The organism is Devosia sediminis, assembly GCF_016411825.1.
Lineage (GTDB): Bacteria > Pseudomonadota > Alphaproteobacteria > Rhizobiales > Devosiaceae > Devosia > Devosia sediminis.
Map to the genome: position 1 here is coordinate 453992 of NZ_JAEKMH010000002.1, position 26779 is coordinate 480770.

Annotated in this window: 25 protein-coding genes; 15 read left to right on the forward strand and 10 right to left on the reverse strand. The window is 63.2% G+C overall.

The genetic code is table 11. The features are described from left to right. Nucleotides 1-3 precede the first annotated feature (3 nt). From JEQ47_RS09530 to JEQ47_RS09540, 3 genes are all read right to left on the reverse strand, one after another. The gene (locus JEQ47_RS09530; RefSeq protein WP_198876172.1) at nt 4-420 is read right to left on the reverse strand and encodes a hypothetical protein; all 417 of its coding nucleotides are present in this window, start codon (nt 418-420) and stop codon (nt 4-6) included. 89 nt (nt 421-509) lie between these two features. Next, complete coding sequence (locus tag JEQ47_RS09535; protein ID WP_198876173.1) at nt 510-1070, reverse strand: hemerythrin domain-containing protein; 561 nt, start codon at nt 1068-1070, stop codon at nt 510-512. Nucleotides 1071-1266: 196 nt separating this feature from the next. Further along, on the reverse strand, nt 1267-2682 hold the full coding sequence (locus tag JEQ47_RS09540) for an FAD-binding oxidoreductase (protein WP_236020767.1): 1416 nt from the start codon (nt 2680-2682) through the stop codon (nt 1267-1269). 125 nt (nt 2683-2807) lie between these two features. Here JEQ47_RS09540 and JEQ47_RS09545 point away from each other — a divergent pair, with 125 nt between their 5' ends. Both JEQ47_RS09545 and aroC read left to right on the forward strand, forming a co-directional pair. Next, nucleotides 2808-3449, forward strand: a complete 642-nt coding sequence (locus JEQ47_RS09545) for a histidine phosphatase family protein (RefSeq protein ID WP_198876175.1) — start codon at nt 2808-2810, stop codon at nt 3447-3449. Between the two features lie 69 nt (nt 3450-3518). After that, nucleotides 3519-4634, forward strand: coding sequence for a chorismate synthase (gene aroC / locus JEQ47_RS09550; RefSeq protein WP_198876176.1), 1116 nt, complete (start codon nt 3519-3521; stop codon nt 4632-4634). Between the two features lie 65 nt (nt 4635-4699). Here the strand turns inward: aroC and JEQ47_RS09555 are convergent, their stop codons facing one another. Further along, complete coding sequence (locus JEQ47_RS09555) at nt 4700-4840, reverse strand: hypothetical protein (protein WP_198876177.1); 141 nt, start codon at nt 4838-4840, stop codon at nt 4700-4702. A gap of 49 nt (nt 4841-4889) precedes the next feature. Further along, on the reverse strand, nt 4890-5810 hold the full coding sequence (locus JEQ47_RS09560) for an MBL fold metallo-hydrolase (RefSeq protein ID WP_198876178.1): 921 nt from the start codon (nt 5808-5810) through the stop codon (nt 4890-4892). 92 nt (nt 5811-5902) lie between these two features. On the opposite strand from JEQ47_RS09560, the gene JEQ47_RS09565 reads away from it, so the two are divergent. Further along, a complete protein-coding gene (locus tag JEQ47_RS09565; RefSeq protein ID WP_198876179.1) occupies nt 5903-6517 on the forward strand; it encodes a biotin transporter BioY in 615 nt (204 codons plus the stop codon). Between the two features lie 145 nt (nt 6518-6662). Here JEQ47_RS09565 and JEQ47_RS09570 read toward each other — a convergent pair whose 3' ends face one another. Continuing rightward, nucleotides 6663-7331, reverse strand: coding sequence for a GntR family transcriptional regulator (locus JEQ47_RS09570; RefSeq protein WP_198876180.1), 669 nt, complete (start codon nt 7329-7331; stop codon nt 6663-6665). A 115-nt stretch (nt 7332-7446) separates the two neighbouring features. Here JEQ47_RS09570 and JEQ47_RS09575 point away from each other — a divergent pair, with 115 nt between their 5' ends. The 8 genes from JEQ47_RS09575 to JEQ47_RS09610 all read left to right on the forward strand — a co-directional run bounded on the left by JEQ47_RS09575 (nt 7447) and on the right by JEQ47_RS09610 (nt 15878). Further along, on the forward strand, nt 7447-8793 hold the full coding sequence (locus JEQ47_RS09575) for an FAD-dependent oxidoreductase (protein WP_236020768.1): 1347 nt from the start codon (nt 7447-7449) through the stop codon (nt 8791-8793). Next, nucleotides 8790-9539, forward strand: a complete 750-nt coding sequence (locus JEQ47_RS09580; RefSeq protein ID WP_198876181.1) for an enoyl-CoA hydratase/isomerase family protein — start codon at nt 8790-8792, stop codon at nt 9537-9539. Before JEQ47_RS09575 ends, JEQ47_RS09580 begins: the two co-directional genes overlap by 4 nt. Before the next feature lie 8 nt (nt 9540-9547). Continuing rightward, nucleotides 9548-11125 carry an acyl CoA:acetate/3-ketoacid CoA transferase gene (locus JEQ47_RS09585; protein ID WP_328768688.1) on the forward strand — a complete coding sequence of 526 codons (1578 nt, stop codon included), beginning with the start codon at nt 9548-9550 and terminating at the stop codon, nt 11123-11125. 92 nt (nt 11126-11217) lie between these two features. Then, entirely contained in the window at nt 11218-12234 is a 1017-nt protein-coding gene (locus tag JEQ47_RS09590; protein ID WP_328768690.1) for a dihydrodipicolinate synthase family protein, read from the forward strand. 24 nt (nt 12235-12258) lie between these two features. After that, nucleotides 12259-13320 (forward strand): NAD-dependent epimerase/dehydratase family protein, encoded by a 1062-nt coding sequence (locus JEQ47_RS09595; RefSeq protein WP_198876184.1) that lies wholly within the window; start codon nt 12259-12261, stop codon nt 13318-13320. Nucleotides 13321-13333: 13 nt separating this feature from the next. Continuing rightward, a complete protein-coding gene (locus JEQ47_RS09600) occupies nt 13334-14092 on the forward strand; it encodes an ABC transporter permease (RefSeq protein ID WP_198876185.1) in 759 nt (252 codons plus the stop codon). Further along, complete coding sequence (locus JEQ47_RS09605) at nt 14089-14868, forward strand: ABC transporter ATP-binding protein (RefSeq protein WP_198876186.1); 780 nt, start codon at nt 14089-14091, stop codon at nt 14866-14868. The genes JEQ47_RS09600 and JEQ47_RS09605 overlap by 4 nt, the downstream gene beginning before the upstream one ends. Nucleotides 14869-14903: 35 nt before the next feature. Further along, complete coding sequence (locus JEQ47_RS09610) at nt 14904-15878, forward strand: ABC transporter substrate-binding protein (RefSeq protein ID WP_198876187.1); 975 nt, start codon at nt 14904-14906, stop codon at nt 15876-15878. Between the two features lie 80 nt (nt 15879-15958). Here the strand turns inward: JEQ47_RS09610 and JEQ47_RS09615 are convergent, their stop codons facing one another. The 4 genes from JEQ47_RS09615 to JEQ47_RS09630 all read right to left on the reverse strand — a co-directional run bounded on the left by JEQ47_RS09615 (nt 15959) and on the right by JEQ47_RS09630 (nt 21354). Continuing rightward, nucleotides 15959-17980, reverse strand: coding sequence for a hypothetical protein (locus tag JEQ47_RS09615; protein WP_198876188.1), 2022 nt, complete (start codon nt 17978-17980; stop codon nt 15959-15961). A 100-nt stretch (nt 17981-18080) separates the two neighbouring features. After that, nucleotides 18081-18860: a sugar phosphate isomerase/epimerase family protein gene (locus JEQ47_RS09620; RefSeq protein WP_198876189.1), complete on the reverse strand. Its 780-nt coding sequence runs from the start codon at nt 18858-18860 to the stop codon at nt 18081-18083. Nucleotides 18861-18893: 33 nt separating this feature from the next. After that, nucleotides 18894-19910, reverse strand: coding sequence for a hydroxyacid dehydrogenase (locus tag JEQ47_RS09625; RefSeq protein WP_198876190.1), 1017 nt, complete (start codon nt 19908-19910; stop codon nt 18894-18896). Further along, the gene (locus JEQ47_RS09630; RefSeq protein WP_198876191.1) at nt 19900-21354 is read right to left on the reverse strand and encodes an aldehyde dehydrogenase family protein; all 1455 of its coding nucleotides are present in this window, start codon (nt 21352-21354) and stop codon (nt 19900-19902) included. Before JEQ47_RS09630 ends, JEQ47_RS09625 begins: the two co-directional genes overlap by 11 nt. Before the next feature lie 203 nt (nt 21355-21557). On the opposite strand from JEQ47_RS09630, the gene JEQ47_RS09635 reads away from it, so the two are divergent. The 4 genes from JEQ47_RS09635 (at nt 21558) to JEQ47_RS09650 (ending at nt 26717) form a co-directional block, all read left to right on the forward strand. Continuing rightward, complete coding sequence (locus JEQ47_RS09635) at nt 21558-22802, forward strand: citrate synthase (RefSeq protein ID WP_198876192.1); 1245 nt, start codon at nt 21558-21560, stop codon at nt 22800-22802. Nucleotides 22803-22894: 92 nt separating this feature from the next. Continuing rightward, nucleotides 22895-23575: a FadR/GntR family transcriptional regulator gene (locus JEQ47_RS09640; protein ID WP_198876193.1), complete on the forward strand. Its 681-nt coding sequence runs from the start codon at nt 22895-22897 to the stop codon at nt 23573-23575. Between the two features lie 89 nt (nt 23576-23664). Beyond that, nucleotides 23665-25065, forward strand: coding sequence for an FAD-dependent oxidoreductase (locus tag JEQ47_RS09645; RefSeq protein WP_198876194.1), 1401 nt, complete (start codon nt 23665-23667; stop codon nt 25063-25065). 89 nt (nt 25066-25154) lie between these two features. Then, nucleotides 25155-26717 carry an ABC transporter substrate-binding protein gene (locus tag JEQ47_RS09650; protein ID WP_198876195.1) on the forward strand — a complete coding sequence of 521 codons (1563 nt, stop codon included), beginning with the start codon at nt 25155-25157 and terminating at the stop codon, nt 26715-26717. The last annotated feature ends 62 nt before the right edge of the window (nt 26718-26779 follow it).

The following is a 26779-nucleotide window of genomic DNA, read 5'->3' on the forward strand; positions in this document are numbered from 1 at the left end:
AAGTTACTTGGTGGTCGTGGGGGCGTTGACGGTCGCGCCGGCATCGTCACCCTGGGGCGAAGTCTCGGCCGGGCTCGTCGCATCGGTCGCACCGCCTTCAGCGCTGACGACGAAACCACCGGCACGGCAGGCTTCGATGTCGACCGTGGTCAGGTCGAGCGTGGCGAAATCAACCGGCGTTTCGCTCTCGGCACTGTCTTCATCCGAGAAGCCCGGATCAGAATCGTCGGAAGTCGAGTCGTCGCTGGCCGAGTCGTCAACGGGTTCTGCGGCGAACAGCGCGTCGCAATGGGCCTGGATATTGGCGACCTGGTCTTCTGGCACGTCGGTACCGTTGAGCGTGTAGCTCTGGGCGAAGGCCGGAGCGGCGAGGCTGAGGCTCAGGGCCGCCACGGAAGCGGCAAGCTGGAACTTGGTCATCTGTGTCTCCTATGGGTTGATACCCTGGACCACAAACGACCTGCGCCGACACAGGTTCCGACAAGATGACGCTTTCCGACGCGCGGCGCCTACATGATCTCGAAGTAACCCAGTGCGTCGCCGATGGCATCTTCCTCATAATTGAGGTGGCTGAGCAGCACCTTTTCGAGGGCGCGATAGACGGTCACGGCATCGTCGAAATGGCCTGCGCCGGGCTCGTCAGCGAGCTTGATCAAGGCGTCGATGAGCCGTTCGAGCAGGGTGTGCACCACCACATGCTCGGCCTGCAGCCGATCGGCAATGGCCTTGAAGGCCGGCCCCTGCGCGGCGATCGAGGGGAACAGCGCCCGGTCCTCAATGGAATGGTGACCGTGGACGAACTGGCAATATTGCCCGCACAGCGTGCCGAAGCGGCGATAGTTGGTGACCATGACGAGGTCCGCCGTCTCCGCCTTGACCTCCTCGGCACTGGCTTCGCCCTTGGAGGCGCGCTCGATCAGCCGTCCGAGCACCTGCATGTTTTCGCGCAGGTGATCGTGGATCTGCTTGAGGTGTTCACCCGGATGCTTCTGTGCCTCGGTAAGGCCGGGCAGCGCGGGAATGGGCGGACGCGTGGCGTCGTCGAGAAACTGGATGTCTTTGAGCAGCATGGCGCAGAGATGGGACGATGCCAGACGCCGTGCAAGAAGGCACAGGGGAGTGACTGGGGAACATGGGGCGAGTACGCCGGGGTGAGCGCTAACCACCGCCTGTCATCCCGGTCATGAGCCGGGATCCATCTTGAGGTCTCAGGATGGGCCCCTGCCTGCGCCGGGGTGACAGTCAATGTTTGTTGGGGCCCTTGGCCTAGCCGAGCATCTTCCCCGGATTGAGGATTCCGTTCGGATCGAGCGCCAGCTTGATGGCTCGCATCATTTCCAGCGCCACCGGGTCCTTCACCCGCTGCAGGAGCTCGGTTTTGAGCTGGCCGATACCATGTTCGGCCGAGACCGAACCGCCTAGATCAAGCACCACCTCGTAGATGGCCTCATGCAGGACTTCGTCAAATTGGGCCATGAAGGCTTTGGCATCGGCCCCGACCGGCATCGAGAAATTGAAATGGATATTCCCGTCGCCAATATGCCCGAACGGCACGGGGCGAATGCCGGGGACCAGTTTTTCGGCGGCCGCGGTGCCCCTGGTGATCAAAGCCGGCACGGCGGCAATGGGCACCGAGACGTCATGCTTGATCGAGGGGCCCTCGCGCGACTGGCATTCGCTCATCTGCTCGCGAAAGGCCCACATGCGGGTGCGATCGGCGAGGCTCTCGGCGACCACCGCATCGGAAATCAGCGCAGCCTCGAAGGCCGCTTCCAGCGCCGCCTGCAACGCGCCGGCCGCGGTGCCCGCCATGCGGGTCAATTCGATCAGCGCATACCAGGGCGAGGCGCTGGCGGTCGGGTCGGCATCGAGCATACCGTGGCGCATCTGGATGTCGAGGCCGATCCAGGGAATGAGTTCGAAGGCATTGAGCCGGGAGCCGGCACGCTGGCGCATCAACTGGAAAAGATCGAGCGCCGCCTCGGGCGAGGCGATGTTGACGATGGCCGTCTCATAGTCCTCGGGCAGGGGATAGAGCTTGAGGCTGGCCGCCGTGATGATGCCGAGCGTGCCTTCCGCGCCCACCAGCAGGTCCTTGAGATCGTAGCCGGTATTGTCCTTTTTGAGGGCATTGAGGCCCTGGTAGAGCCGTCCATCGGCCAGCACTGCCTCGACGCCCATGGTCAGTTCGCGGGCATTGCCATAGGCCAGCACATTGACGCCCCCGGCATTGGACGAGAGCACGCCGCCGATGCGCGCCGATCCCTGCGAAGCCAGCCAGAGCGGGAACATCATGCCGCCGGCTTCGGCGGCACGATGGGCATTTTCAAGGATGACGCCGGCCTCGGCAGTCATCACCCCGGCGGCCGTGTCCACCGAGCGAATGCGGTCGAGCCTGGCGAGGCTGAGGATGACTTCGGTGCCATGGAGCGGCACCTGCGCCCCGACAAGGCCAGTATTGCCGCCCTGCGGGATGATGCCGACCCCGGCGTCATTGGCCCAGCGCAGCACCGCCTGCACCGCCGCGACATCGGGCGGCGTGACCACGGCGACCGCAGTCTTGTGAAAGCGCTTGCGCGGCTCGTTGAGGAAGGCGCCCATCTTGGCGGTATCGCTCACCACATTGTCACCACCCGCGATTGCAGCAAGCGCGGCGGAAATGTCGGCGGCGGAAAGGGTCATGGCGGGCATCCGAAACAGATGAGCTTTGAAGGCGTTGCGCTTGCTCGGCGCTCCCACCATGTGCCACAAGCAGAGACACGACTCCAGACTTACAAAGGCCGTGCCCTGCCGGCGCGGAAAACACCATGACTGCCCCTGACTGGCCGGATTTCTACTTCGCACGCCACGGCGAGACCGACTGGAACCGCGAACAGCGCTACCAGGGCAGCAAGGATATCCCGCTCAATCGCACCGGGCAGTTGCAGGCCAATTCCAATGGCGTGCTGCTCCGGCAATTGCTTGAGCGCGACGGCGTCGACCCCGCTTCGCTCAACTGGTTCGCCTCGCCCCTGAGCCGGGCCAGCGAGACCATGGACCGTATGCGGGCTGCCTTCGATATCGAACTGCCGCCCGTCATCCACGATCCGCGCCTCATCGAAATCTCCTTCGGCCAGTTCGAAGGGCGGCTCCATGCCGAGATCGCCCGCGAACATGCGGCGCTGGCGCCGGGCGAGCGCGACGAAAGCTACTGGAATTTCCGTCCGCAGGACGGCGAGAATTATGACGACGTGGCCGGGCGCCTGCTCGATTTTGCCCGCGAGCTGACCCACCATGCCGTCGTCGTCGCCCATGGCGGCGTGCTGCGCGTGCTCTGGCACCTGGTAGAAGGCGCCCCGCGCAAGGCCGTCATGAACTGGCATCCGCCACAGGGCGTCATCGCCCACTTCACCGGCGGGCGCATGGTGCTGCATTCGGCCGAGAATATCTGGGGCGATGTCGTCGACTGAGGGCGGCGCAAAGCGGTTGCCAGCCTTGCGCCAAACGCTCTAGAAAGCCCGCATAACCGGGACCGCGCCATGTCATTCAATACGTTCGGGCATCTTTTCCGCTTTACCACCTGGGGCGAAAGCCATGGGCCGGCGCTTGGCGTCGTGGTGGATGGCTGCCCCCCGGGCCTGACCCTGACCCCGGAAATGATCCAGGGCGATCTCGACCGCCGCAAGCCGGGTCAATCGAAGTTCACCACCCAGCGGCGCGAGCCCGACGAGGTGAAAATCCTCTCCGGCGTCTTCGAGGACGAGCGGACCGACGGCCCGCGCACCACCGGCACGCCGATTTCGCTGCTGATCGAGAATACCGACCAGCGCTCCAAGGACTATGGCGACATCCGCGACAAGTATCGTCCGGGCCATGCCGATTTCACCTATGACCAGAAATACGGCATCCGCGACTATCGTGGCGGAGGCCGCACCTCGGCCCGCGAAACGGCGGCGCGCGTTGCGGCCGGTGCGGTGGCGCGGCAGGTGCTTGCGGGCGTCACCATCCGCGCCAGCCTCGTCCAGATGGGCCCGCACAAGATTGACTACGCCAATTTCGACTGGGACCAGGTCGACCAGAACCCGTTCTTCTGCGCCGATCCCAAGGCCGCCGAACTCTGGGCTGATTATCTCGACGGGCTGCGCAAGGATGGCAATTCCGCTGGCGCCGTCATCGAGGTGGTGGCCGAAGGCGTGCCGGCCGGCTGGGGCGCGCCGGTTTATGGCAAGCTGAGCGCCGACCTCGCTTCGGCCATGATGAGCATCAATGCGGTCAAGGCCGTGGAAATCGGCGACGGCTTCGATGCGGCCGCGCTGACCGGCGTCGAGAATGCCGACCAGATGCGGGCGGGCGAAGGCAAACCCTATTTCCTCTCCAACCATGCGGGTGGCATCCTGGGCGGCATTTCCAATGGCGATCCGATCGTTTGCCGCTTCGCCGTCAAGCCGACCTCTTCGATCCTGACGGCGCGCCAGACCGTGACCACAGCCAACGAAGATACCGACATCATCACCAAGGGCCGTCACGACCCCTGCGTCGGCATTCGCGCCGTGCCGGTGGGCGAAGCCATGATGGCGCTGGTGCTGGCCGATCATATGCTGCGCCATCGTGGCCAGACCGGCCGCGAGGGTGCGGTGGGCTTCGAGGCGCGATAAATTGCTCCAGTAGAGCAATTTTAGCTGAGAAGGCCACGAGAGCGACGCTCGAATGGCGGGCGGAACTAGCCGCTGGCTTCCTCGATGCTGGTATCCGCCGCATTGTGGCTGCGGGCCGTTTGCGCGCCGATGAAATAGCCTGCGAACAGCCCGATGAAGGCGACGACCGCGAGGATGGCGGCGATGGCGAGGGAGCGATTGTTCATGTCAGGTCCTTTCGTCTCATCAGCCTAACGTGGCCGGCGGCGCCGGCGATCAGCCGGGCAGGGCCAGCCGCGTGCCGAAAATCCCGTGTTTCACGCGCAACTGCCCCAGCTCCTCCAGATATTCCACATGCGCCATCATGGTCATCCGCGCCGCCATCCGGACCTTGATCGGCTGGCGCGGATAGATGCCGTCGACGACAGCCGTCACCGTCCGGGCGCCGCCGCGCACCGCCTCGAGCACTTGCGCATTGCGCATCTTGCGGTGGTTCTTGAGCGCCCTGGCATGGGCGCGCCCATCGGCGATCTCGCCCCCGTGAGCCGGCAGGTAGCGCCGGTAGGGCAGGGCGATGACCTTGTCGAGCGACCTCAGGTAGTCGGCCATGGACCCGTCCGGCACCGAGACCAGGGTGGAATTCCAGCCCATGACATGGTCGCCCGACAGCAGGTCATCCGTACCCAATACGCCAAAGGCCAGGTGATTGGCGCAATGGCCGGGCGTGGCAAGCACCGAAAGGCGCATGTCACCGGCCTCGATCTCTTCGCCATCCGCGAGGATCCGATCCGGCACGAGGTCCCAGTCGCAGGATTTGCGGATCGGATTGATTTCGAATCGCCGCAGCGGTCGGGACAGCCGGTGCGGTCCGCCGAACCATAGCGGCGCTCCCAGCGTCTCCGAGAACCGCTTTGCCGCTGCGCTGTGGTCGCGATGGGTATGCGTGAGCAGGATGGCGGTTACCGGCCGTCCGGCAATGGCCGACATCAGGGCGGCCTCGTGCGCGGCATCGACGGGACCCGGATCGACCAGCGCAAGCCGATGATGGCCAAGGAGAAATGTATTGGTGCCGGTGAAGGTATAGGCCGATGCATTGGGGGCAGTGACGCGCACAATGCCCTCGTCGACGGGCACGGCCAGCCCGGTTTCGGGATCAAACTCAGTGCTGTAGCGGGGTGCGGAAGAAGAGCTGGCCATTGCGCGCGCGGTAACGAAACCGTAATAGACTGATGTCCGGACCAGACCGCCCCGGGAGGGGGTTGGTCCAAATCACTTACGGAAGGTATGAAATGGCTGTGACTTTGACCACGCCCAACACGCTGCTCGGTGCATTCCAGCCCAAGGGCAGTGTCGCCAAGCTGGCAACCAACGCCGCGATCGTGCTGCTCGGCACCATGCTCATCACCGCTGCCGCCAAGGTCAATGTCCCGGTCTGGCCGGTTCCGGTGACCCTGCAGAGCTTCGCCATTGCCGCCCTTGCGGCCGCCTTCGGCCTGCGCATCGGCGTGGCCACCGTTGCCGCCTACCTCCTCGAAGGCGCCCTTGGCCTGCCGGTCTTCGCCGCCGGCGGTGGCATGGCCTATCTCGTCGGCCCGACCGGCGGTTTCCTCGTGGGCTTCCTGGCCCAGGCCGCGATCATCGGCTACGCCGCCGACCGCGGCGCTTCGAGCCGCCCCTTCACCCTGTTCGGCGCCATGCTGGTGGCAACCGTCGTGCTCTATGCCTTCGGCTTTGCCTGGCTCGTAGCCATGGCCGGCCAGGCTGCCTGGGTCGACCAGACCAATGTCGTCGCCTCGGCCTTTGACAAGGCCGTGCAGCCCTTCCTCGTCTGGGACACGCTCAAGATGGCCTTCGCCGCCCTGACCGTCACCGGCCTCTGGGGCCTTTTCGGCCGCAAGCGCTGATCGCACCCGACGCAATCAAGAAGGGCCGGTGGAAACACCGGCCCTTTGCTTTTGTGCTTCGCGCGCCATTCGCGTTGCTCATGGATTCTCGTCCTCCGCGTGCCTTCGTTCCGCCGTGTGGCGACATGGGGCACGCCTCCCAGCCTCAAATGACGCGATGGACGCCGTTGATGGTCAGTCTGGTGACCTTGTCGAGGTAATCGAGAAGCAGCTCCGCATTTTTCGCCGCAGCGTCAGCGTCGCCGTCGGCAATACCTCTCAGCACCGCGCAATGAAACGTCGCGGCATCGGCGAAATCTTCGGACGCGGTGATGAATGAGTACCAGAAGCGTCGCGACAGCGAGTGGACCTGTCCGACCGACCGCGCCAGCATGGCATTCTTGGTTGCCGCCGCCTCGATCTCATGGGTGGAGCGGTTGATCCCGAAATATCGGTCGCGATCATTCTGCCGCACGGCCGTTTCAAGTTCGTCGGCCAGCTCGCGCATGCGCTGACGCTGCGTCGGATCCGCACGCTGTGCCGCCAGCCGCACCATGGTGATTTCAAGCGGCCGCCGGACTTCGAGCAGTTCGAGTTGCTGGCGAACGTCTATAGTGGTTACCAAGACGCCGCGCCGGGGATGGATTTCCACGAAGCCTTCGAGTTTGAGCCGCTGCAATGCTTCCCGGATGGGGGTTCGCCCACAGGCAAGTTCCTCGCGCAGTTCATTTTCCGAGATCATGGCGCCGCCCCGGAGCTGGCCGGTGACGATCATGTTCTGGATCGCAACGTAAGCCGTTTCGGAAATCAAATCCCCTTGTTGCACGTCCGGCATTGGCGCTCCTCGTCTGCGGATCAGGCGTACATGATAGCGTTTGACAATCTGCGATTCAATTGGTAGGCAACTGATCAATTACTGATATGTCAGTTGCATATGAGTGAGCGGGGAGATGATGGGACAGGGACTGCTGCATGATGTGCGGCCGGTAATCCGCCTCGATGCGGATGTGCTGGTGGTGGGTGGCGGCGCCGCTGGCCTCGCGACCGCCGTTACTGCGGCGCGCAATGGGCTGCAGGTCATCGTGCTGGAGCGCTACGGCTTTTGCGGCGGTGGTGCGGTGGCCGGACTCTCCGGCACCGTCTGCGGTCTCTACTCTGCCACCGAAAACAACAATGGCCCCGAACAGGTGGTGTTTGGCTTCGCCGACGAATTCGTGCGTCGCCTTGAGGGCGCGGGCGGGCTTGCCGGACCCGTGCGTTACGGCAAGACACTCACCCGCGTGCATGATCCCATCATGTGGCGCGAAACGGCCGATGCCATGCTCGTCGAAGCCGGGGTCGAGGTGCTTTATCACACCGTGGCGACGCGCGTTCTCATGGATGGCGATCGCGTCGAAGGCGTGCAGGCCTGGAGCAAGCAGGGGCCGCTCGATATCCGCGCCAGGATAGTCGTGGACGCATCGGGCGATGCCGATGTGGTTGCAATGGCAGGCCTCCCCAGCTTCGTGGGCGATAATGGGAGGGTGCAGAACCCCACCATGATCTTTCGTCTCGGTGGGGTGGATGTTGAAGCGTTCACCGCCGTTTATGGCGAGGACACCATCATGCCGGCACAGGTGAGCGCCATGATTGCCGATGCGAACGCATCGGGCCGATTTACCCTGCCGCGGTCCAAGATCTGGCTTTTCGCCACCACCCATGCCGGCGAGCTGTTGTGCAATTGCACCCGGATTACCGGCGCCGATGGGCGCGAGCTGAATACTCTTTTTTACAAGGACTTCGCGGAAGCGGAGGTCCGAGGCCGCCAGCAAATGCGCGAGTATGCCCGCTTCTTCCGGGAAAACCTCGCCGGCTGCGGACGGGCCTTTGTCATTGATACCGGGGTACAGGTCGGCGTGCGCCAGACGCGACAGGTCGAGGGCGTGAAAAAGCTGGGCAACAACGACGTTGTGCAGGGCACCAAATTCACCGACGGGATTGCCCGCTCGCCCTGGCCGATCGAGCTTCACTCCGGCAGCAAGCCGCGCGTCGAATGGCTGCTCGATGATGTCTATGAAATTCCCTATGGCTGCTTCGTTCCCCGGCAAGGGGAGAACCTGCTGGTGGCAGGCCGCTGCCTGTCGGCCGAGCACGAAGCGGTCGCCTCGGCCCGTGTCACGGCTCAATGCTTTTCCTATGGACATGCCGTGGGGCATGCAGCCTCGATCGCCGTGCGTGACAATATTGCGCCGCGCGACATCAGCGGCCGGGAACTCCGGGATGTCCTTAATCGCGACGGCGCGAGGCTGGACGCATGAGCACCACCGCACATGTCGGCATAGAAGCTTTGGGGCGGGTCCGTCTTTTGACGATCATGCGACCGGAGCGCCGCAACGCGCTCGGTACGCAAACCATGGTCGAACTCGACCGGGCGATACAGTCCGCGGCTGACGATGGCTTCGGCGCTGTCGTCCTGACGGGCGCTGAGCCCGCTTTCTGCGCGGGCAGTGATCTCAAGGAGCTGGCCGGTATGTCGCCCGCAGAAATGCGGGATCATGAGCGTCGGACCGGCGATATCGCCGCCGGTTTCAGTGCGGTGAATGTGCCGGTCATTGCGGCCGTCGAAGGCTATGCGCTGGGCGGCGGCATGATCCTGGCGGCGAGCTGCGATCTCGTCGTCACGGCCGATGATGTGCGCTGGAACATGCCGGAGGTTCGCAATGGCTGGCTGCCTCCCTGGGGGCTGGGGGCCTTGGTAGGGCGGGTCGGCCCGCAGCGGGCCCTGGGGCTGACGCTCGGGGCTTCGCCCTGCGACGGCACGCAGGCACACCATATTGGCCTCGCGGATCATGTCTGCGCACCTGGCGCTGCATTGCGCGAAGCTTTGGCGCTTGCCGAAACCATCGCCGCCCTTCCGGCCCATGCCGTCCAGTCCACCAAGAGGTTCTACCAGCGCTTCCGCCAGCATGTGGCGATGGATGCGGACAGTGCCGCCCAGTTCGAAACCGATGCCTCCCATCCTGCAGCGCAGGCTCTGTTATCCCGATTTGCGAAGAAGCCATGACCAAGATTGTGAGTGCCCGCGAGGCGGTCGAATTCATTCCTGACAACGCGACCGTCGCCAGCGCCGGCGTGATTGGTTGGGTCACGCCCGACGCTGTCCTGCGCGCTCTTGGAGAACGTTTCGCCGAAACGCAGGGGCCGAGCGACCTCACCTTCTACTTCCCATGTGGAACGGGCGACGCCATGGGCATCAAGGGCATGGACCATGTGGCCCGGGAAGGTCTGATGAAGCGGATCGTCTCCGGTTCCTTCATCAACCCCGTCGATCCGGCGACCGGCAAGCGCCCCGAACTCATGCGCCTGGTGCGGGAAAATCGGATCGAAGCTTATTCCTGGCCCATTGGCGCCAGCATGCACTGGCTGCGCGAAGTGGCGCGAAAAAGTCCGGGCTACATTACCAAAGTCGGGTTGGGCACCTATGCCGACCCTCTGAATGGCGGCGGACGGTTTACCGAAAAGGCGGAGCAAGACCTGATTCGCAGGATTTCGCTCGATGGGGAGGACTATCTCTTTTACCCCACCTGGCCGATCGATGTAGCGATCATCCGGGCCTCCAGTGCCGACGAGCAGGGAAATCTGTCCTGGGAAGACGAGCCGCTGACGACGGCAAACCTGGCCCTGGCCATTGCAGCAAAGGCGAGCGGTGGTCGCGTTATCGCTCAGGTTCGCCGCATTGTCGGCAAGCGGGCAGCAAGCCAGGTGCGGCTTCCCGGGATTTTCGTCGACAGGATCGTTGTCGATCCCGAGATGATGATGACGACCGATACGCCTTACGAGTCGGCCTATTTCTCCGGTACACGGCTGGCTCTGCACAATCTGCCCGCGCCGCCCATGTCGCTGGACAAGATCATTGCCCGGCGGGTTGCCGCCGAAGTCCGGCGCGGGGAATTGGCGATCTATGGTTTCGGCGCGGCGACCGATGTGCCGCTGGTCATGGCCGAGCAGGGGCTTTTCGACGGCGAGGAGATGCTCGACTACCCCGCGACGACCGAGCATGGCGCCTATGGCGGCATCGTCATGCCGGGGTGGCAGTTTTCGGCCAATATCAACCCCGATGCGATTGTCGACGGGTTGACCCAATTCGATGTGATCGATGGCGGGCTTTGCCGCTTCGCTGCGCTGTCCTTCGCGCAATTCGACTCCCGGGGCATCGTCAACGTCTCCAAGTTCGGCGCGGCAAATCCGGGCGCTGGCGGTTTCATCGACATCGCGCATAACACACAGCGACTGGTTTTTGCTGGCACCTTCACCACGGCGGGCCTGGATGCGGCCTATGGGCCGGAAGGGCTGACCGTCCGCCGCGAGGGCAAGGTGCGCAAATTCGTGCCAGAGGCGGATTCGATCACCTACAACGTGCTTGAAGGCGTGAGGGACAGAGGGCAAAGCGCCCGGATCATCACCGAGCGCGCGGTTTTCGACGTCGAGGCTGATGGGCTGGCGCTGGTGGAAGTTGCCCCTGGCATCGATGTCCGGCGCGACGTGCTCGAGCAGATGGATTTTGCACCCGCCCGGATCGCGGAGCCGTTGCAGAAAATGAGTATCGAGCTGTTTCAATCGGCGTCCGCGCCCGCCAAAGTTGCCGTCTAGGAGGGCACAGAATGTTCAGACGGATTTCAGATCTTCCCCATCCAACACTGTCAGCCTTGCGGATGGGTTGTGTACTGCCAGCGCACCCGCTGGTGCTGGACCAGAACCGCGCGCTTGATCCCCGGCGCCAGCGCGCCATCACACGCTACTATGCCGATGCAGGCGCTGGAGGCGTTGCCGTCGGCGTGCACACCACGCAGTTCGCGATCCGCGAAAAGGGCCTTTACGAGCCGGTGCTGCGTCTCGCCGCGGAAACTATGCGGGAATGGGGCGGCCCGGAACGGGTCCTTGTGGCCGGTGTCACGGGAAAGACCGAACAGGCATTGCGCGAGGTCGATACGGCCCGAGGTCTCGGCTATCACGCGGCCCTGCTCAATCTGGCGCGCCTCAAAGGCCTGAGCGAGGACGAAATCCTGGAGCATTGCCAGCGTGTGGCTGAGGAGATGCCGGTCATCGGCTTTGCCCTCTTGCCGGAAGTGGGCGGCTTTCACCTGTCCTATGACTTCTGGCTGCGCTTCGCCCGGATCGATAATGTCCTGGCCATCAAGATGGCGCCCTTCGACCGCTATCGGACGCTCGACATCATCAGGGCCGTCTATGATGCGGGTGCGGACGATCGCATCACGCTTTACACCGGCAATGATGATCACATCGGCCTCGACCTGATGGTGCCTTTCGTCGTGCGCTCGGCGGACGGAAAAACGGAAAAGCGCGCCCGCATCCGTGGCGGTCTGCTCGGACACTGGAGCGTCTGGGTCAAGCCGGCGGTGGACATGCTGGCAAGAATCCACGCCATCGCCGACGATCAGCCCATGCCGGTCGATGTGCTGGCCCTCGATTCCATCGTCACCGATTGCAATGGCGCCATTTACGACGCCCATCACGATCTCAAGGGCTGCATTCCCGGTTGCCTCGAAGTGCTGCGCCGGCAGGGGCTGGTCGAGGGCACATGGTGCCTCGATCCGAACGAGGTGCTGAGCCCAGGCCAATCCGAGCAGATCGATCGCGTCTACCGCCAATACCCCGAAATGAACGACGACGCTTTCGTCGCCAACAATCTCGAGCGCTGGCTGTCCGATGATGGACAGCGCCTGCCGCTCGTCGCCTGACAAGAAGAATTTGAGGAGATTCTCATGAGCCGCCCAGCCGTCCCCGAAGTCCTGACCGCTGCTGACCTTCCCGATCATTTCGTCGATGTGGATCACCTCGAAGACTTCATGTCGGTGCCCACCCAGGGCGTGATCGACGATCTCAACGCGCTGGATGGCGACCTCATGATCCTGGGTGTCGGGGGCAAGATCGGCGTCACCATGGCCCGCATGGCCAAGAAGGCCGTTCCGCATAAGCGCGTCATCGGGGTTTCGCGCTTTTCGGAAGAGGGCCTCGAGGCGCGGCTCAATTCCTGGGGCATCGAGACGATCCGCTGCGACCTGTTGGACCGGGACGCCGTCAACGCCCTGCCCAAGGTGGCCAACATCATCTACATGGCCGGGCTGAAGTTCGACTATCGCGGACGCGAGGACTTCCTCTGGGCGATGAACACCATCGCCCCCCAGATCACCGCCGAAGCCTTCCGCGACTCCCGCATCGTTTCGTTCTCGACCATCCATGTCTATCCCTGGTCCAATCCGCTGCATGGCGGCGTGACCGAGCGCGAACTGCCGATGGCGCGCCCAGGCGAATATGCCAATTCGGTGGTCGGCCGCGAACGCACGTTCGAGCACTTCTCCAAGAAGCACGGCACGCCTGGCCGCATCATGCGCTTCGTCTATGCCATCGATCCCCGTTATGGCGTGATGCAGGAGGTCGCTTCCTGGGTGTTTGCCGGCAAGCCTGTGCCGCTGGCGACCAGCCACGCCAATGTCATGTGGCAGGGCGATGCCAATGCGCAATTCCTGCGCATGCTGGGTCAGTGCGAGGCGCCCGCGACGCCAATCAATGTCGGCGGGCCGGAAGCCCTCAGCATCCGCTACCTCGCCAATCGCTTCGGTGAGGCCTTCGGCAAGGAGCCCACATTCGCCAATGAGGAGGCCGAGACCTGCCTTCTGGTCAATTGCGACAAGGCGAACGGCATTTTCGGCAATCCCGTCGTCTCCATCGATCCGATGATCCGCTGGGTCGCCGAATGGGTGAAATCCGGCAAGCCTACCCTTGGCAAGCCCTCGAAATTCGAAGTCCGCTCGGGCGAATTCTAGGAGTTCACAGGCAATGCCCAGATTCCTGCATGGCTATCTCTACGCCATCCTGGCGCATATCGGCTTCGTCGTTCTCTGGCAGGTCGCGGTCAGCGTTGGACGCATTCCGTCCTATATTTTGCCCGGCCCCATCGAGACAATCGCCGCCCTGGCCGAGCCGTCCTACAACTGGTTCCGGCATATCTGGGTGACGACGGCCGAGATCTTCGGGGGCTATGCCATAGCCACCGTCGTGGGCGTCGCGCTGGCCGTCCTGTTCGTCTGGGTGCCGCCGCTCAACGCGGCCCTGATGCCGCTGCTGATCACGCTCAACATGGTGCCAAAGGTCGCCATGGCGCCTCTGTTCATCATCTGGTTCAGCTACGGCATCGTGCCCAATATGCTGATCGCCTTCACGATCTGCTTCTTCCCCATCGTCCTGACCACCTATCGCGGCCTCATCGAGGTCGAGCCCGACCTGCTGAACCTCGTCAAATCCCTCAAGGGCAATCGCTGGCAGATTTTCACCAAGATCCAATTGCCCGGCTCGCTGCCTTTCCTGTTTTCGGGAATGAAGGTCGCGGCTGTATTAGCGGTCGCGGGGGCGGTTGTGGGTGAGTTCATCGCCTCCGATAGCGGGCTCGGTTACTTCCTGCTGGTTCAGCAGAACGCGCTCAATACCTCCGCCATGATGATGGCCCTGATCCTGATCACCGGCATCGGCGTGGTGCTCTATGGGCTGGTGGCGCTGCTGGAATATGTCTTCGTCACGCGGAAGGGGATTTCGGCATGATCGGATCTGCCACAAACCAGCCCTTCATCCGCCTGGAAGGCGTCCGTAAGGTCTACCGTTTTGGCGGCAAGGAATTCCTTGCCGTGTCGGACGTGACCATGGACATCAACGAGGGTGAGCTCGTTTCCCTCGTCGGCCCGTCCGGCTGCGGCAAGTCCACCTTGCTCAAGATCCTTGCCGGGCTGCATGGCCATGACGGCGGCACGGTCGAGATCGGCAATCCGGAAACGCCGTTCACACCCGGGCGGGATATCGGCATGGTGTTCCAGCAGGCTCTGTTGCTCAAGTGGCGGACCATTCTCGACAACGTGCTCTTGCCGGCAGAAATCCTCGGCCTGCCACGCGCCGCCAGCCGGGAGCGCGCCAGGGACTTGCTGGCGATGGTGGGGCTCGAGAATTTCGCCGATGCCTATCCTTCGCAGTTGTCCGGCGGCATGCAGCAACGCGCCTCGATTGCTCGATCGTTGGTGCATGATCCAAAGCTGATCCTGATGGACGAACCCTTTGGCGCTCTCGATGCGCTGACACGGGAGCGTATGAATCTCGAGCTGATGCGCATCTGGAAAGAGAGTGGAAAGACGATCCTCTTCGTCACCCACGGTATCCAGGAGGCCGTTTTCCTGGGCTCGCAGGTCGCGGTGCTGACCGCAGGCCCGGCGCGCATGGCAGCGCATCTCGACATCGATCTTCCCGAACCGCGCAGCCTGTCAGTCAAGACCAGCGAGCAGTTCGGCAATTACACCAAGCAGATCTACGCCTTGCTCGGCATGGAGTGACCCGGCCAAGGCAAACATTCATGGGAGGAGAAATCATGAAGAAACTGACGATAGCCGCGCTGGCCATGAGCATGATGACCGGCACCGCCTTTGCCGAGCCGTTGAGCCTGATGCTCAACTGGAAGGCCGGCGGCGATCACGCCCCGCTTTACTACGCCCAGCAGGAGGGCTGGTTTACCGAGGCAGGGGTCGACCTCGAAATCATCCAGGGCAATGGTTCGGGCGCCGCGGCCACGGCGCTGAGTGTCGGCCAGGTGGACATGGCCATTGTCGATATGCCCACGGCGCTGCAGTTCAAGGGCGAAGGAAGCGACATCGTCGGCGTTTTCGTCGCCTATAACGACTCGGCCAACGGCATTTACTGGAAGAAGAGCTCGGGCATCGAAACCGTTGCCGATCTGGCCGGCCGCAAGCTCGGAGCGCCGGCGTCCGATGCGGCCCGCCAGTTCTGGGGTCCGATTGCCAAGGCAATCAACGTAGATCCCGATTCCGTCGAATGGGTGAATATCCAGCCCACGGCGAAGGTTGCGGCGCTCCAGTCCGGCGCCATCGAAGCGACAACGCACATGTACAGTGTTCATTTCGTCTACGAAGACGTCTTCGGGGACGATCTCGGCTTCGCGCTGCTGCGCGACAATGGCCTGAACCCCTATGGCCTCACCTATTTTGCCAATGCTGGCGCCATCGCGAACAAGCACGACACGATCAAATCCATGGTTCAGGTGACCCAGCGTGCCTTTGCCTTCTGTCTTGAGACGCCCGAGCCTTGCAGCCAGGCGCTCTCGAGCGCCGTCAGCATGAAGGCTGAAGATGCGGCGCGCGAACTGGAATATGCCTCACTGGTCATTCCGGGGCAGGGCAATACTCTGCCGGTAGGGGCCTTCAGCGCCGAACGCGTTGCCGCGGACTATGCTCTGGTCTCCGAGGCCTTCGAAATCACGGCCTTCGATCCGAACTCCGCCTTCACCAACGAGTTCATCGATGAGGGCATCAGCTACCCGACCCCCTGACGAGGCGGCCTGCCCAATATTGCTAGATTAGAACTGCCGCCCGCCACAACACGCGGGCGGCAGCGTTTATGCGCCGGGGACTAGCTCGCCGCCGCCTCGATGGCGGTGACCACCACGCCAGGTCCGCTCCCGGTCACGAAGCCATCCAGGATGAACCCCTTGCGCGCCGCCGGGGTTCGGTCGGTATTGTTGGAGAATTCGATCGATCCTGCGCCGCCGGCGCTGTCGATGAAGGTGGTATTGCCGTTCATGGCGATGAACCGCACCCGCTGGCCATTCTGGATGCCCGGCAGATTGGTCACGTCGGTCGCCGTATCATGCGTCACCCGTACCGAACGGTATCCGGCCACATTGATGCTCGGCGCCGCCGACGTTTCCAGCACGTCATAGCCCGGTGCCCGCATGACGAGGTTCCTGCGGGTTCCGGAGGAGCCGTCCGTCACCAGCCCCGATGTTGGCAGCGCCAGGGTCGTCACGGCATCCACCCGACAGAAGTTAGAGGCTGCCGAGAAGCGGGCGGCAACCGCATAGGTGCCGTCGCACACCACCGAATCTACCGCACCGCCTTCCGTGTTGTTGAAATTGACCGCCTGCTGATAGGTCCCGTCGCAATAGACGAGGGGTACAATAGTGCCGGAGCTGGAAATCATGTCGACTGCCCGCTCGAAGACACCGTTCATCCTGACCGGGCCGCCGCTCGACTTGGGACTGTTGTGCACCACGAGCCCGCGCAATGTCGGGTCATTGAGCTCTTCGGCGCCGAAACCCTCGATGGCGACCAGCTCTGGCAATTGCGCGCGCGGGCTGTCGATATTGTAGATCAGGTAATGGTTGGCGTCCGGCCAGATGCCAGTATGCCCGACCACCTCCATGCGGCCATATTGAGGGGCGGCATATTTGCGGATCTGCACCATCCGGCCCGAGCAACCAATGAATGTCGTGTCGCCGATCAGGCTGGATCGCGTTGAGTCGAGGAATGCGTCGTCCACCGTTCCGAAATTGACGACTGCGCTGTTCCAGCCGCCATCCGCATTGCAGCCGACCAGGATGGCCCGGCCGTAGCCGTTCCGCGTGCCGCCGCCGGCCCGGGCCCGGTTCTGGATGGCAGCGAGCGACCAACCCTCCGCATAGACATATTCGACGAAGTTATTGTTGGCCGGCCCGGTATAGTAGAGCGCGTGACGTCCAACCGTCAGCGTGTTCTTGGCGATCAGTCGCTCAAGGCGCAGTCCGCTGCCCGATGTCGTGATGCCATAGGAGCCCGGCTCCGCCCGGGCGTCCCCGGCCTCGTATACCTCCAATGTTCCGCCCATGACGTTTTCAGCCCAGGAGATCTGCAGGCCAACACAAAGGCCTTGGGTCATGACATCGTCGATCCATGTCCCCTCGGCATTCCAGAGCGTATTGGCGATCGAGGTCAGATCGGGCTCGAGGCCGATAATGAAACATCTGTTGCCGTCGTCACCGTCGAAGATGTGAGGGCCGATGACCTGGAAGCCGACGAAGTGTGTTCCTGTCGTGCCCGTGAGCACGCCGATATGGAATTCCATTGAAGTATCGCACATGAGGAAGGAGCTTCGCGAACCCGCGCCGACGATCCCGCCGCCCTCCAGACTCGTATGCAGCAAGCCGGTATAGCGGAAGGCGCCTGCCGGAACCACGGCCTTGCCGAGCGCCAGCGCGGTGTTGATCGCCAGAGTACTGTCCGTGCCGGTCACCACATGGGTTGTGGGATTGTATGTGGCGTCGGCAACGGCACCGAATGACCGTATGTCGTATCCGCTGGGCCCCGGCAAAACTTCGAACCAGCTACCGTCCGCAGACTGGAACTTGCCGATATGAGAAGGTTCCGCACTCACCTTTTTATAGAGCGTGGCGCAGACATCTCCGCCGGTGTCGAACCGATCGATGACGACAATATCGACAGTCGACAGATCCAGAAGAGCGGCGGCTGCCCGGCTCTCTGCTCTTACGCGAAAGGGGCAATCGAGACTGCATGCCGGGTCTTCGGCGCCAGTGTTTTCCTGTGCGCCGGCCTGGTGGGTCGTGGCAAGTACAGCTGCGGTCGCTGTCCCCACGAGCATGTTTCTGCGTGATATCATCTCCAAAGCATCCTCCTCCTGCTATGTTGATTGAGTGGACCAGACTGTATCAACTAGAGTCAATACTTGATCATTAATCAACATATCCGTGAAGTGGTGTTCAGGCAGGGAGAATGGCTGACAGGGTTGCCAGATCGTCGAGGACTGCTTCTGTGAGGTCGCTGGGAGAAAATTCGATCATCGCATATCGCGGCCAGCCGCGATCCGGGGCCTGTCCCGCCATGGCCAGCAGTGCGGCCCAATAGTCCCGATGCTCGTGGAGCGGCAGGCGGACGCGCTCCTTGGTCCAGCAAAAGACGTGGAGGTGGCTCAAAACTGGCAGCATCGCCTGCAAAGAGGCCTTGGCCTCGTCGAGGGGTTGCCCGTAATCCGGTTGCCAGTGCGACAACAAGGTGTTGCGTCCTACGCGATCCACCAGTTGCAGCGCCGCAGTTGCCGAATGGGCAAAGGTGCCCGGATGAAATTCCAGCGACACGGTGCGGCCGGCGGATTCCGCCTGGTCGCAGAAGACGGCAAGGTCTGAGACTACGCGATCCAGCATTTCGTCAAATCCTGCTTGGTTCTCCAGCCCAATCGTTCGGTGCGTCCAGACGCGCAGGAAGGGTGCGTCGAGAAGCTCTGCGGCCGCGAGGCAGCCGGCGAACTCCTGGCGCGCACCAGCGGCCCCGGCGGTGACGTAGGTGCCGTAACTCGGAATACACAATCCGGCTGCCCGGGACAGCCGCGCTGCTGTTCGGGCGCTGGCAAGATTGCCCGATGGAACGTGCCGCCGTGCCTCCCATTCTATGCCGCTGGCACCGCCGGCGACGGCACAGTCCACCACCGCCTGCAGATCGAGATGTCTCAGGGCTGCGGAACAAAGGCCGAGTGCGAGGGTCATCCGGATTTCCATGCGTTGGGGAGGGGTGTGCCGTCAGGCCAAGCGATCGAGCTGATCGAACGAGACTTGGCCGGGGACTGGTCGGCCTTCGAGGAAGGCTTCGATACTGTCGATGACCGCCACGCCGAAACGGCGTATTTCCAAGGAGGTCGCGCCGGCGATGTGTGGCGTCAGCAACAGGTTCGGTAATGTCCAGAGCGGACTATTTGCCTCGGGGACTTCCGGCCAAGTTGTATCGATAATGGCGTATATTTGCTCGCGTTGCAGCGCGGCGATCAAAGCCTCTTCGTCGACCAATGCGCCTCTGGCTGTGTTTATGAGGGTCGCGCCCGGCTTCATCGCGTCGATCAATGACGCATTGATCATATGGCGCGTATCCGGCAGCAGCGGGGCATGCAGCGAGACCGTGTCGGCGTTCTCGAACAGGTGGGCGAGGGTAACTTTCGTCACGCCCATCTCTGCGGCATCCGCTTCGGACAGATAGGGGTCGGCCACGATCACTTCGAGGTCGAAGGGCCGCAACATGTCTGCCACCAGCCGGCCGATGGTCGAAGCCCCCACAAGCCCCACTGTGCGCCGGTAATTGCCGAGTGCCTGCGAATTGGCGAGCACCGCTTTTCGGCCCTGCCGCATCTCACGGTAGGTCAGGCCCAAAGCGAGGATACGCTTGTTGGCAAGCAGGATCGCGGCCAGTGCATACTCGGCCACCGGGATCGCATTCTGGGCCACGCAATTGGTAACGATCAGCCCGGCCGGAAATCCTTCGGCGGGCATGATCGGCTTGATCGAGCCCGCGGCGTGGGTAACAAGGCCGAGCTGCGGCATGGCGGCCAATATTTCAGGTATCAGCCGGGGCGTAGGCCAGCCCGTCAGCATGATCCGTGCCGCGCCGGGCAGCGGGGCTGCCGAAACGCGGAGATCGATGGAGACGGGTGTCACCAGGCGCGCGAGCCGTGCCTCTTCCTCGGGCCCGAATATCTGGCGGCGGTAGTCATCGCCAAAGGCCAGCAGGGCCACGGGGCGTTTGCTCGGGTCGGGATCAGGCTTCATCGAAGGCCACCGTCGTGCATTTGGTGCGCAGATAAGCATCGAGGCCGCGCAGGCCCTTTTCCCGCCCGAAGCCGCTGTTCTTTACCCCGCCCACCGGCGTTTCCACTCCGCCTGAGAGGTAGCGGTTGACGAAAACCTGCCCCACCTCGGCAGCGCGCGCAAAAGCCAGCGCCCGATCGATGTTTCGGCTGTATATGCCCGCGACAAGGCCATAGCGGGAATCGTTGGCAACGCGCAGGGCATGGGCGGGGTCGTCCACTTCGAGAACCGCCAGGACGGGACCGAAGACCTCCTCCTGAGCAAGCGGGCTGCTGGGTGTCGTGGAAAGGACTGCCGGGTTCACGAAATAGCCGGCCCGGTCGGGCCTCTCGCCTCCCCAGAGGATGTGGTCGCCGTGGGCCACAGCATGTCCGACTGCTCCAAGCACGCGGCGGTGCTGGATCTCCGACGCCAGCGGTCCGATATCGGGGTCCTCAAGGCCATGACCAAGCGACAGGGTTCCGATCCGGGCAACCACGCGGTCGATCAATGCGCTGGCTACCCGACGATCAACGATAAGGCGGGACCCTGCGGCGCAGACCTGTCCCGCATTGGTGGTGATGCCGCGCACCACGCCTTCGGCCGCGGCGTCGAGATCGGCATCGTCCAGTACCACCACAGGCGACTTGCCGCCCAGTTCCAGTGTTACCGACGCGAGGTGCGTGGCGGCTGCCGCCATCACCGCCTTGCCGGTTGCCACTGATCCGGTAAAGGTGATGTGGTTGATCCCGGGATGTGCCGCGAGGGCCGCGCCGGTCGTGCCCGGCCCCAGCACGACGTTCACAACCCCAGGCGGCAGCCCCACTTCGGTGAGAAGATCGGCCAGCATCACTGCCGTCAGCGGCGTCGTTTCGGCAGGCTTGACGACAGCGGTGCACCCGGCGGCGAGCGCAGGCGCCAACCCTCGCGCCAACATGCCGAGCGGGCCATTCCACGGCACGATCTGTGCGGTCACGCCCACCGGCTCGCGCTCGGTCCATGCCATCATGCCCGGGCCGAGCGGGATGGTCTCGCCCTGTAGTTTGTCGGCCATGCCCGCGTAATATTCGAAGAACCGGACCGCGCCGCTGACGTCGCCGCGTGCCTGGCGCAGCGGCTTGCCCATGTTGAGCGTCTCCACCATGGCGAACCGGTCCTGCTCCTCAAGCAGTCGCTTGGCGACGGCCGACAGAAGCCGGCCACGATCAACGGGTTTCATCCGTCTCCATGGGCCGGCAAGGGCCGAACGAGCCGCCGCGACGGCCGCTTCGACGTCCGCCACAGCAGCATCGGGCGCTTCTGCAAAAGGCTCGGCCCGGCGGGGATCGATCAGGACACGTGTGGCCGGAGCGGGTAGGGCCTCGCCACCGATGCGGTGCGTCAGCGCGACAGCACGGGCTGCCACGAGCGCCTGTTCGAGTATCATGTGAACCTCTTGAAAAGGCCGTGCCATGCGGGCAGGACAGCGCAGGTGGGGTAACGTCCTAGCTTCGGAGACGCCCCCCGTTCGGAGCTAGGTAATTTTGCCTCTCGTGATTGATCTAAAATCACGTTGCTTGCAATTCAGTCAATACTTGATTAGAAATCAATGAAGGTCCCGGCCCATGCCTTGGGCGCAATGGAGAGACGATGTCTGGTTCAATGCAAGGTGGTCGTGCTGCTGGCGCTCTGCTCACGGCCACGGAAGTGGCGGCACGACTGGGAGTGAAGAAGGACACCGTTTATGCCTATGTGTCCCGTGGGCTGTTGTCGAAGCATGGCAGTACCGACAGTGCCGAAAGCCTTTACGATCCGTCTGAAGTAGAGGCTCTCGCGCGGCGCGGCCGAAAAGCCCCGGCTGCGCAGGCCGTATCCCCCACGTTCAAATCCTCCATTACCGCCATTGTCGGCGGTGAGCCCTATTATCGGGGCCTGCCAGCTTGCGAATTGGCAGTGCAGCGAAGCTTTGAAGAAGTGGTCTTCTTGCTGTGGCACGGCGATTTTGACGGCGCGGGCAAAGCTGCTTTCCCCGTGGCGGTGGCAGAGCCTGCACTTGGCGCCGTGGCCGCGATGATGAGCCGCAGCGCCTTGCCGCTCGAACGTTTCGGGTGCCTGGTGCCCTTTGCTGCCGCAGAAGATGCCCTCCGTCACGATACCAGTTCCGAGCAGGTGACGCGCAAGGCTGCACGGCTCATGGTGCGACTGCTGTCGGCGATGGACCAGTTGTCTCCGCCGGCCGATGCGAGTCTCGCTGCGTTGCTCTGGAGCCGGACCTCACCGCGACCTGCCACGCCTGGTCTGCTGGCTGCGCTCAATGCGATTCTGGTGCTCGTCGCCGACCATGATCTGGGTGCGCCGTCCACTGCGGCAGTGCGTCTGGCTGCGGCGGGTCGGGCCGATATCTATTCGATCATCACTGTCGGTCTCGCCAGCTTTGGCGGCGCGGTACAAGGCGCCTCGACGCTTTCCATCGAACGCGATCTCTTCGGCCTGAACGCTCGTCCGGATGTCGGGCAACTGGTTGGTGACAAGCTGCGCGACGGACGTGAAATGCAGGGCTTCGGACATCGCGCCTATCCAGATGGCGATCCGCGCGCGCGCCTTATCCTGCAACTGTTGCGCGACAGCCGGGAAGCAGTTGCCGAGGTCCGCCTGCTGGACGAGATCATCGACATACAGAACCAGCGGGGCAGGGAGCCGCCCAATATCGGCTTCTCCATCGCGGCGCTGGCGCATTGCGCGGGAATGCAGCACGGCTCGGGCGAGCTGATTTTCAACTATGCGCGCATGGCGGGCTGGGTGGGCCATGCCATGGAAGAATATGATGCGCCCAAGACCATGCCGCGCCTCAAATCGATCTATGTCGGCCCGCCGCCAATGTCGGAAGGAGCCTAGCTTGAGCACGGCCCATTCCCCAATCCCGGACCGATCGTCACATGTCTGATACCAGTTCCGCTGCTGCGCTGCCGAGCTTCAAGCCTGTTGCCATGCCGCGCCTCTACGTCGCGGTCGCGCGCGAGATAGCCAACTACATCCAGAACACGCCTCTCGAGCCCGGGGCTCGTCTGCCGGCCGAGCGCGACCTGACAAAGCAGTTTCAGGTGAGCCGCACCACTGTGCGTGAGGCGATGATTGCGCTCGAGACCATGGGCATCATCGAGGTGCTGGTTGGCGATGGCACCTATGTCCGCGCACGGATTGCCCCGGGCTCGCTGCCCTGGGAACGGGACGGCGATCCCGGTCCTGGCCCGCATGAGCAGTTCCGAATGCGGATGCTGGTGGAATGCGCCGCCGCCGAGGATGCCGCCCGCTATATCGAGGAGGAGGAACTGGCCAGGTTGCGCGACCTGATCGCCGCGATGGACGCTGATGTTGATGGAAAGGGCGCGGAACTGCACCGACAGGCCTTTCACGACGTCATCGCCGTCGCGTCTCGCAACAGCATTTTCGTCGATACCATCCGCGATCTTTGGCGGCTCCGAAGCGGCGCCATGTGGCGGACAGTCGCCACGCGCGTCGTTCAGCCCCAGCATCACATCCTGGCGCTGGCTGATCGCAAGGAAATTCTCGCCGCTTTGGAAAAACGCGATTCAGCAGCAGCGGCGGCAGCCATGGGTCGGCTGCTGGACCGAATCCGGCAGCGCTACTTCGACAATATCTCGGAATAAGTGACACTTTCGTCGTATGGCGCGTCCATTGACGTCATTCTGCATAGGTGCAATGGTCCAACCATTGTACGTATGGAGGAGGATGGCAAATGGCCCAACGTCTCAATCAGGTGGACTACGATGTCGTCGTCCTTGGCGGCGGCGCCGCCGGCACCGCCGCGGCTGTGGCCGCTGCACGCAATGGCGCTCGAACCCTTCTGGTAGAAGCCGGTCCGATGATCGGGGGCGAGATGCTGAGCGGGCTGCCGATTGATGGCTGCATTTCCACCCGCGGCGAGTGGGTGATCGGCGGCGTTCCGCAGGAGATTTTCGAGGAAGCCCAGCGCCTCGGAGGATATGTGGGTCATTTCTACGACTGGCGGACCATCTGGGTGGTCTGCGTCGATCCGGAAATCATGAAGATCGCCGTGATGAACGTGGTTCGTCGCAACAAGGTGGACCTGCTGCTCTATACATTCGCCGAGGATGTCATCGTTCAGAACGGCACTGTGACCGGCATCGTCGTGCTCAACAAGAACCAGCGCACCCTGGTGCGCGCCAAGGTGTTCATCGATGCTTCCGGCGATGGCGATCTCGCCGTCATGGCGGGCGCCAGCTACGAGAAAGGCGCGAAGGACGGTACCGAATTCCAGCCCGTGAGCCTCGTGTTCCGCATGGCCGGCGTCGACGTCGATCGGCTGCTCAACTTCGTCGCCGAACATCCCGAAAACGTCGCCGCTGCTGAAAACCCCTACTATGCCGATATCCCGCGCGACGAGCAGATCCGTCGCTTGGTGGCGCAGGGCTTTCCCAAGGTGTTCTTCGTCGCCAATGGGCCGCTGATCCAGGGCGGCATCGCCAAGGGATTGCTGCATGAGACAGCCCTGATTGGCATCGGGCCGGTGTCGATGGCGCGGCGGGAAATCTACTGCAACACAACGCGCATCGCCAATGTCGATGCTACCCGCACCGACCAATTGTCCAAGGCGCTGCCTGACCTGATGGACCAGGTGTGGGTGAGTGCGGGGTTCCTGCGTTCCGAAGTGCCCGGCTTCGAGAGTGCCGTCTATTCGGGCATCGCGCCGCGGGTCGGCATCCGCGAAACCCGCCGTATCATTGGCGACGAGGTGCTGACCGCCGAGGATGTCCTGTCGGCCCGTAAGCGGGACGATGGCGTGGCCAAAGGGTGCCATCATATTGATGTGCATGGCGCTGGCCGCGACCAGTTGCGCAAACCGATCCCCAATGGTGGCTCTTACGACATTCCGTTCGGAGCGCTCGTGGCCAGGGATCTGGACAATGTGATGATGGCCGGCCGCTGCTTTTCCGCGACCCGCGAGGCGCATGGGTCGGCACGCGTCATGGGGACCTGCATGGCCATGGGGCAGGCGACCGGCACGGCCGCCGCGCTGGCGAGTTCGGCGCAGGCCGGCAAGGTGCGCGATCTGCCCATCGCCGACCTGCGCGACCGTCTCCGGTCTCAGGGAGCCGTCCTTGACGGCACGTACTAGCCCATCAAAGGGTCAAGTTGATTAGCAATCAAGTATTGACTGACTAGATTACGATATGGTCTGTTCAATCAACCAATAGGGAGGAAACTATGGTATCGATCACTCGCAGGCAGTTGCTTATCGGCACCGCCGCCTCGGCCATCCTGGCCGCTGCCGCCCTTCCGGCGGTCGCACAGGAAACGGTGAAGCGCGGTGGCACCATCGTGCGCGCGGACGTGCTCGCGCTTGATAGCCTCGACCCGCATCTGGCCGGCGCGCGCGCAGGCGGTACCTCGCTGATCTTTGACTCGCTTTTCAGCTATCGCGTGAAAGAGGGCAGTACCAGTGAGTTTGAACTCGGCTATGCCCTGGCCACGGGCTACGAGGAGACCGGGGAAACAACTGCTCGTCTCACCCTGCGTGAGGGCGTCACCTTTCATGACGGCTCCGCGCTGACCGCCGACGTGGTGAAATGGAACCTGGAGCGCGCTCGCGACCACGAAAAGTCCGCGGTAAAGACGGCCGTCTCGCAGCTCACCAATGTCACAGTGGTCGACGAGCACACGCTCGATCTCGAATTCGAGGCGCCCCAGGCGCTCTTTACCCTCACCATGACGCCGGGCAATGCCACCAACGTCTTCATCGTTTCCCAACAGGCCGTCGAGGCGATGGGTGATGATGCCTTCGCGCGCAAGCCCGTCGGCAGCGGCCCCTACATGGTCGAGAACTGGCTTGTCGACGATCGGGTTGAGTTGGTTGCCTTCGCCGATCACTGGGAGCTTGGCGACGACGGGGCGCCATTGCCCTATGCCGACCGCTTCGTTGTGCGCCAACTGCCGGACTCGTCAGTCGCCGGGCTAGAGCTTCGCGCCGGGAACGTGCACATCATCAACCCGCTCGAGCAGGATCTCGACAGTCTGGACGCCGCCGGCATTCAGACGTGGTCCGTGCCGGCCACATTTACCGGCCAGCCCAGCTTCTACATCAGCTCACGCCCGGACTCGACGACGCCATTCGCGACCGATGTCCGACTGCGCCAGGCCTTGCAGCACGCCATCGATCGCGAGGCTATGGCTGCTGCTCTGGGGTTCGGTCGCGGCGAAGCCCAATACTATTGGGGCTGGTATCCCGGCGTTCCCGGCTACGACGAAAGCCTGCCGCGCTATCGCTACGATCCCGAAAAGTCCCGACAGCTCCTCGCCGAAGCAGGCTATGCCGATGGCGTGTCGCTCACCGTCAAGGTCATCAACCGGCCCAAGGATCTGCAGCCGCTCGAGATCATGCAGGCCATGCTCGGCGAGGTCGGCATCAATCTGATCATCGAAACCATGGACCGCACGCCGTGGGTGGACGCGGGCCGCAACGGGAACTTCGAGGCGCTGTCGCATGGCAATACCGCCTTGCCCGACCCGCTGTTCCGGCGAGAGACGATGACCGGCTCGGAATCCAACTGGGCGGGTTATTCCAACCCCAAGGTGGATGCTCTTTGGGAGGAAGCCTCCCGGACCAGCGACGTCAGCGCGCGGGCCGACATCTACAAAACCATCCAGACCACGCTCTACGAAGACGCCTATCACTTTATCGGCTTCCGTGCGCCTCTGATGCTGGCCATGGCGCCCAATGTTCGGGGCGTCGATACCGGGTACAACCTGCGTTACGCTTGGCTTGCTTAGACTTGACGTAGAACTGCCCCTGCCAGCGTGCAGGGGCGGCCCACCTGTTTTCGCTGCAGTGA

Coding starts and splice junctions, on each gene's coding strand:
- JEQ47_RS09595 (WP_198876184.1), top strand. CDS start 12,259: ATGAGCCGCCCAGCCGTCCCCGAAGTCCTGACCGCTGCTGACCTTCCC.
- JEQ47_RS09580 (WP_198876181.1), top strand. CDS start 8,790: ATGAGCACCACCGCACATGTCGGCATAGAAGCTTTGGGGCGGGTCCGT.
- JEQ47_RS09645 (WP_198876194.1), top strand. CDS start 23,665: ATGGCCCAACGTCTCAATCAGGTGGACTACGATGTCGTCGTCCTTGGC.
- JEQ47_RS09575 (WP_236020768.1), top strand. CDS start 7,447: ATGATGGGACAGGGACTGCTGCATGATGTGCGGCCGGTAATCCGCCTC.
- JEQ47_RS09630 (WP_198876191.1), bottom strand. CDS start 21,354: ATGATACTCGAACAGGCGCTCGTGGCAGCCCGTGCTGTCGCGCTGACG.
- JEQ47_RS09555 (WP_198876177.1), bottom strand. CDS start 4,840: ATGAACAATCGCTCCCTCGCCATCGCCGCCATCCTCGCGGTCGTCGCC.
- JEQ47_RS09635 (WP_198876192.1), top strand. CDS start 21,558: ATGTCTGGTTCAATGCAAGGTGGTCGTGCTGCTGGCGCTCTGCTCACG.
- JEQ47_RS09640 (WP_198876193.1), top strand. CDS start 22,895: ATGCCGCGCCTCTACGTCGCGGTCGCGCGCGAGATAGCCAACTACATC.
- JEQ47_RS09620 (WP_198876189.1), bottom strand. CDS start 18,860: ATGACCCTCGCACTCGGCCTTTGTTCCGCAGCCCTGAGACATCTCGAT.
- aroC (WP_198876176.1), top strand. CDS start 3,519: ATGTCATTCAATACGTTCGGGCATCTTTTCCGCTTTACCACCTGGGGC.
- JEQ47_RS09600 (WP_198876185.1), top strand. CDS start 13,334: ATGCCCAGATTCCTGCATGGCTATCTCTACGCCATCCTGGCGCATATC.
- JEQ47_RS09560 (WP_198876178.1), bottom strand. CDS start 5,810: ATGGCCAGCTCTTCTTCCGCACCCCGCTACAGCACTGAGTTTGATCCC.
- JEQ47_RS09565 (WP_198876179.1), top strand. CDS start 5,903: ATGGCTGTGACTTTGACCACGCCCAACACGCTGCTCGGTGCATTCCAG.
- JEQ47_RS09535 (WP_198876173.1), bottom strand. CDS start 1,070: ATGCTGCTCAAAGACATCCAGTTTCTCGACGACGCCACGCGTCCGCCC.
- JEQ47_RS09540 (WP_236020767.1), bottom strand. CDS start 2,682: ATGACCCTTTCCGCCGCCGACATTTCCGCCGCGCTTGCTGCAATCGCG.
- JEQ47_RS09625 (WP_198876190.1), bottom strand. CDS start 19,910: ATGAAGCCTGATCCCGACCCGAGCAAACGCCCCGTGGCCCTGCTGGCC.
- JEQ47_RS09650 (WP_198876195.1), top strand. CDS start 25,155: ATGGTATCGATCACTCGCAGGCAGTTGCTTATCGGCACCGCCGCCTCG.
- JEQ47_RS09570 (WP_198876180.1), bottom strand. CDS start 7,331: ATGCCGGACGTGCAACAAGGGGATTTGATTTCCGAAACGGCTTACGTT.
- JEQ47_RS09610 (WP_198876187.1), top strand. CDS start 14,904: ATGAAGAAACTGACGATAGCCGCGCTGGCCATGAGCATGATGACCGGC.
- JEQ47_RS09530 (WP_198876172.1), bottom strand. CDS start 420: ATGACCAAGTTCCAGCTTGCCGCTTCCGTGGCGGCCCTGAGCCTCAGC.
- JEQ47_RS09605 (WP_198876186.1), top strand. CDS start 14,089: ATGATCGGATCTGCCACAAACCAGCCCTTCATCCGCCTGGAAGGCGTC.
- JEQ47_RS09615 (WP_198876188.1), bottom strand. CDS start 17,980: ATGATATCACGCAGAAACATGCTCGTGGGGACAGCGACCGCAGCTGTA.
- JEQ47_RS09545 (WP_198876175.1), top strand. CDS start 2,808: ATGACTGCCCCTGACTGGCCGGATTTCTACTTCGCACGCCACGGCGAG.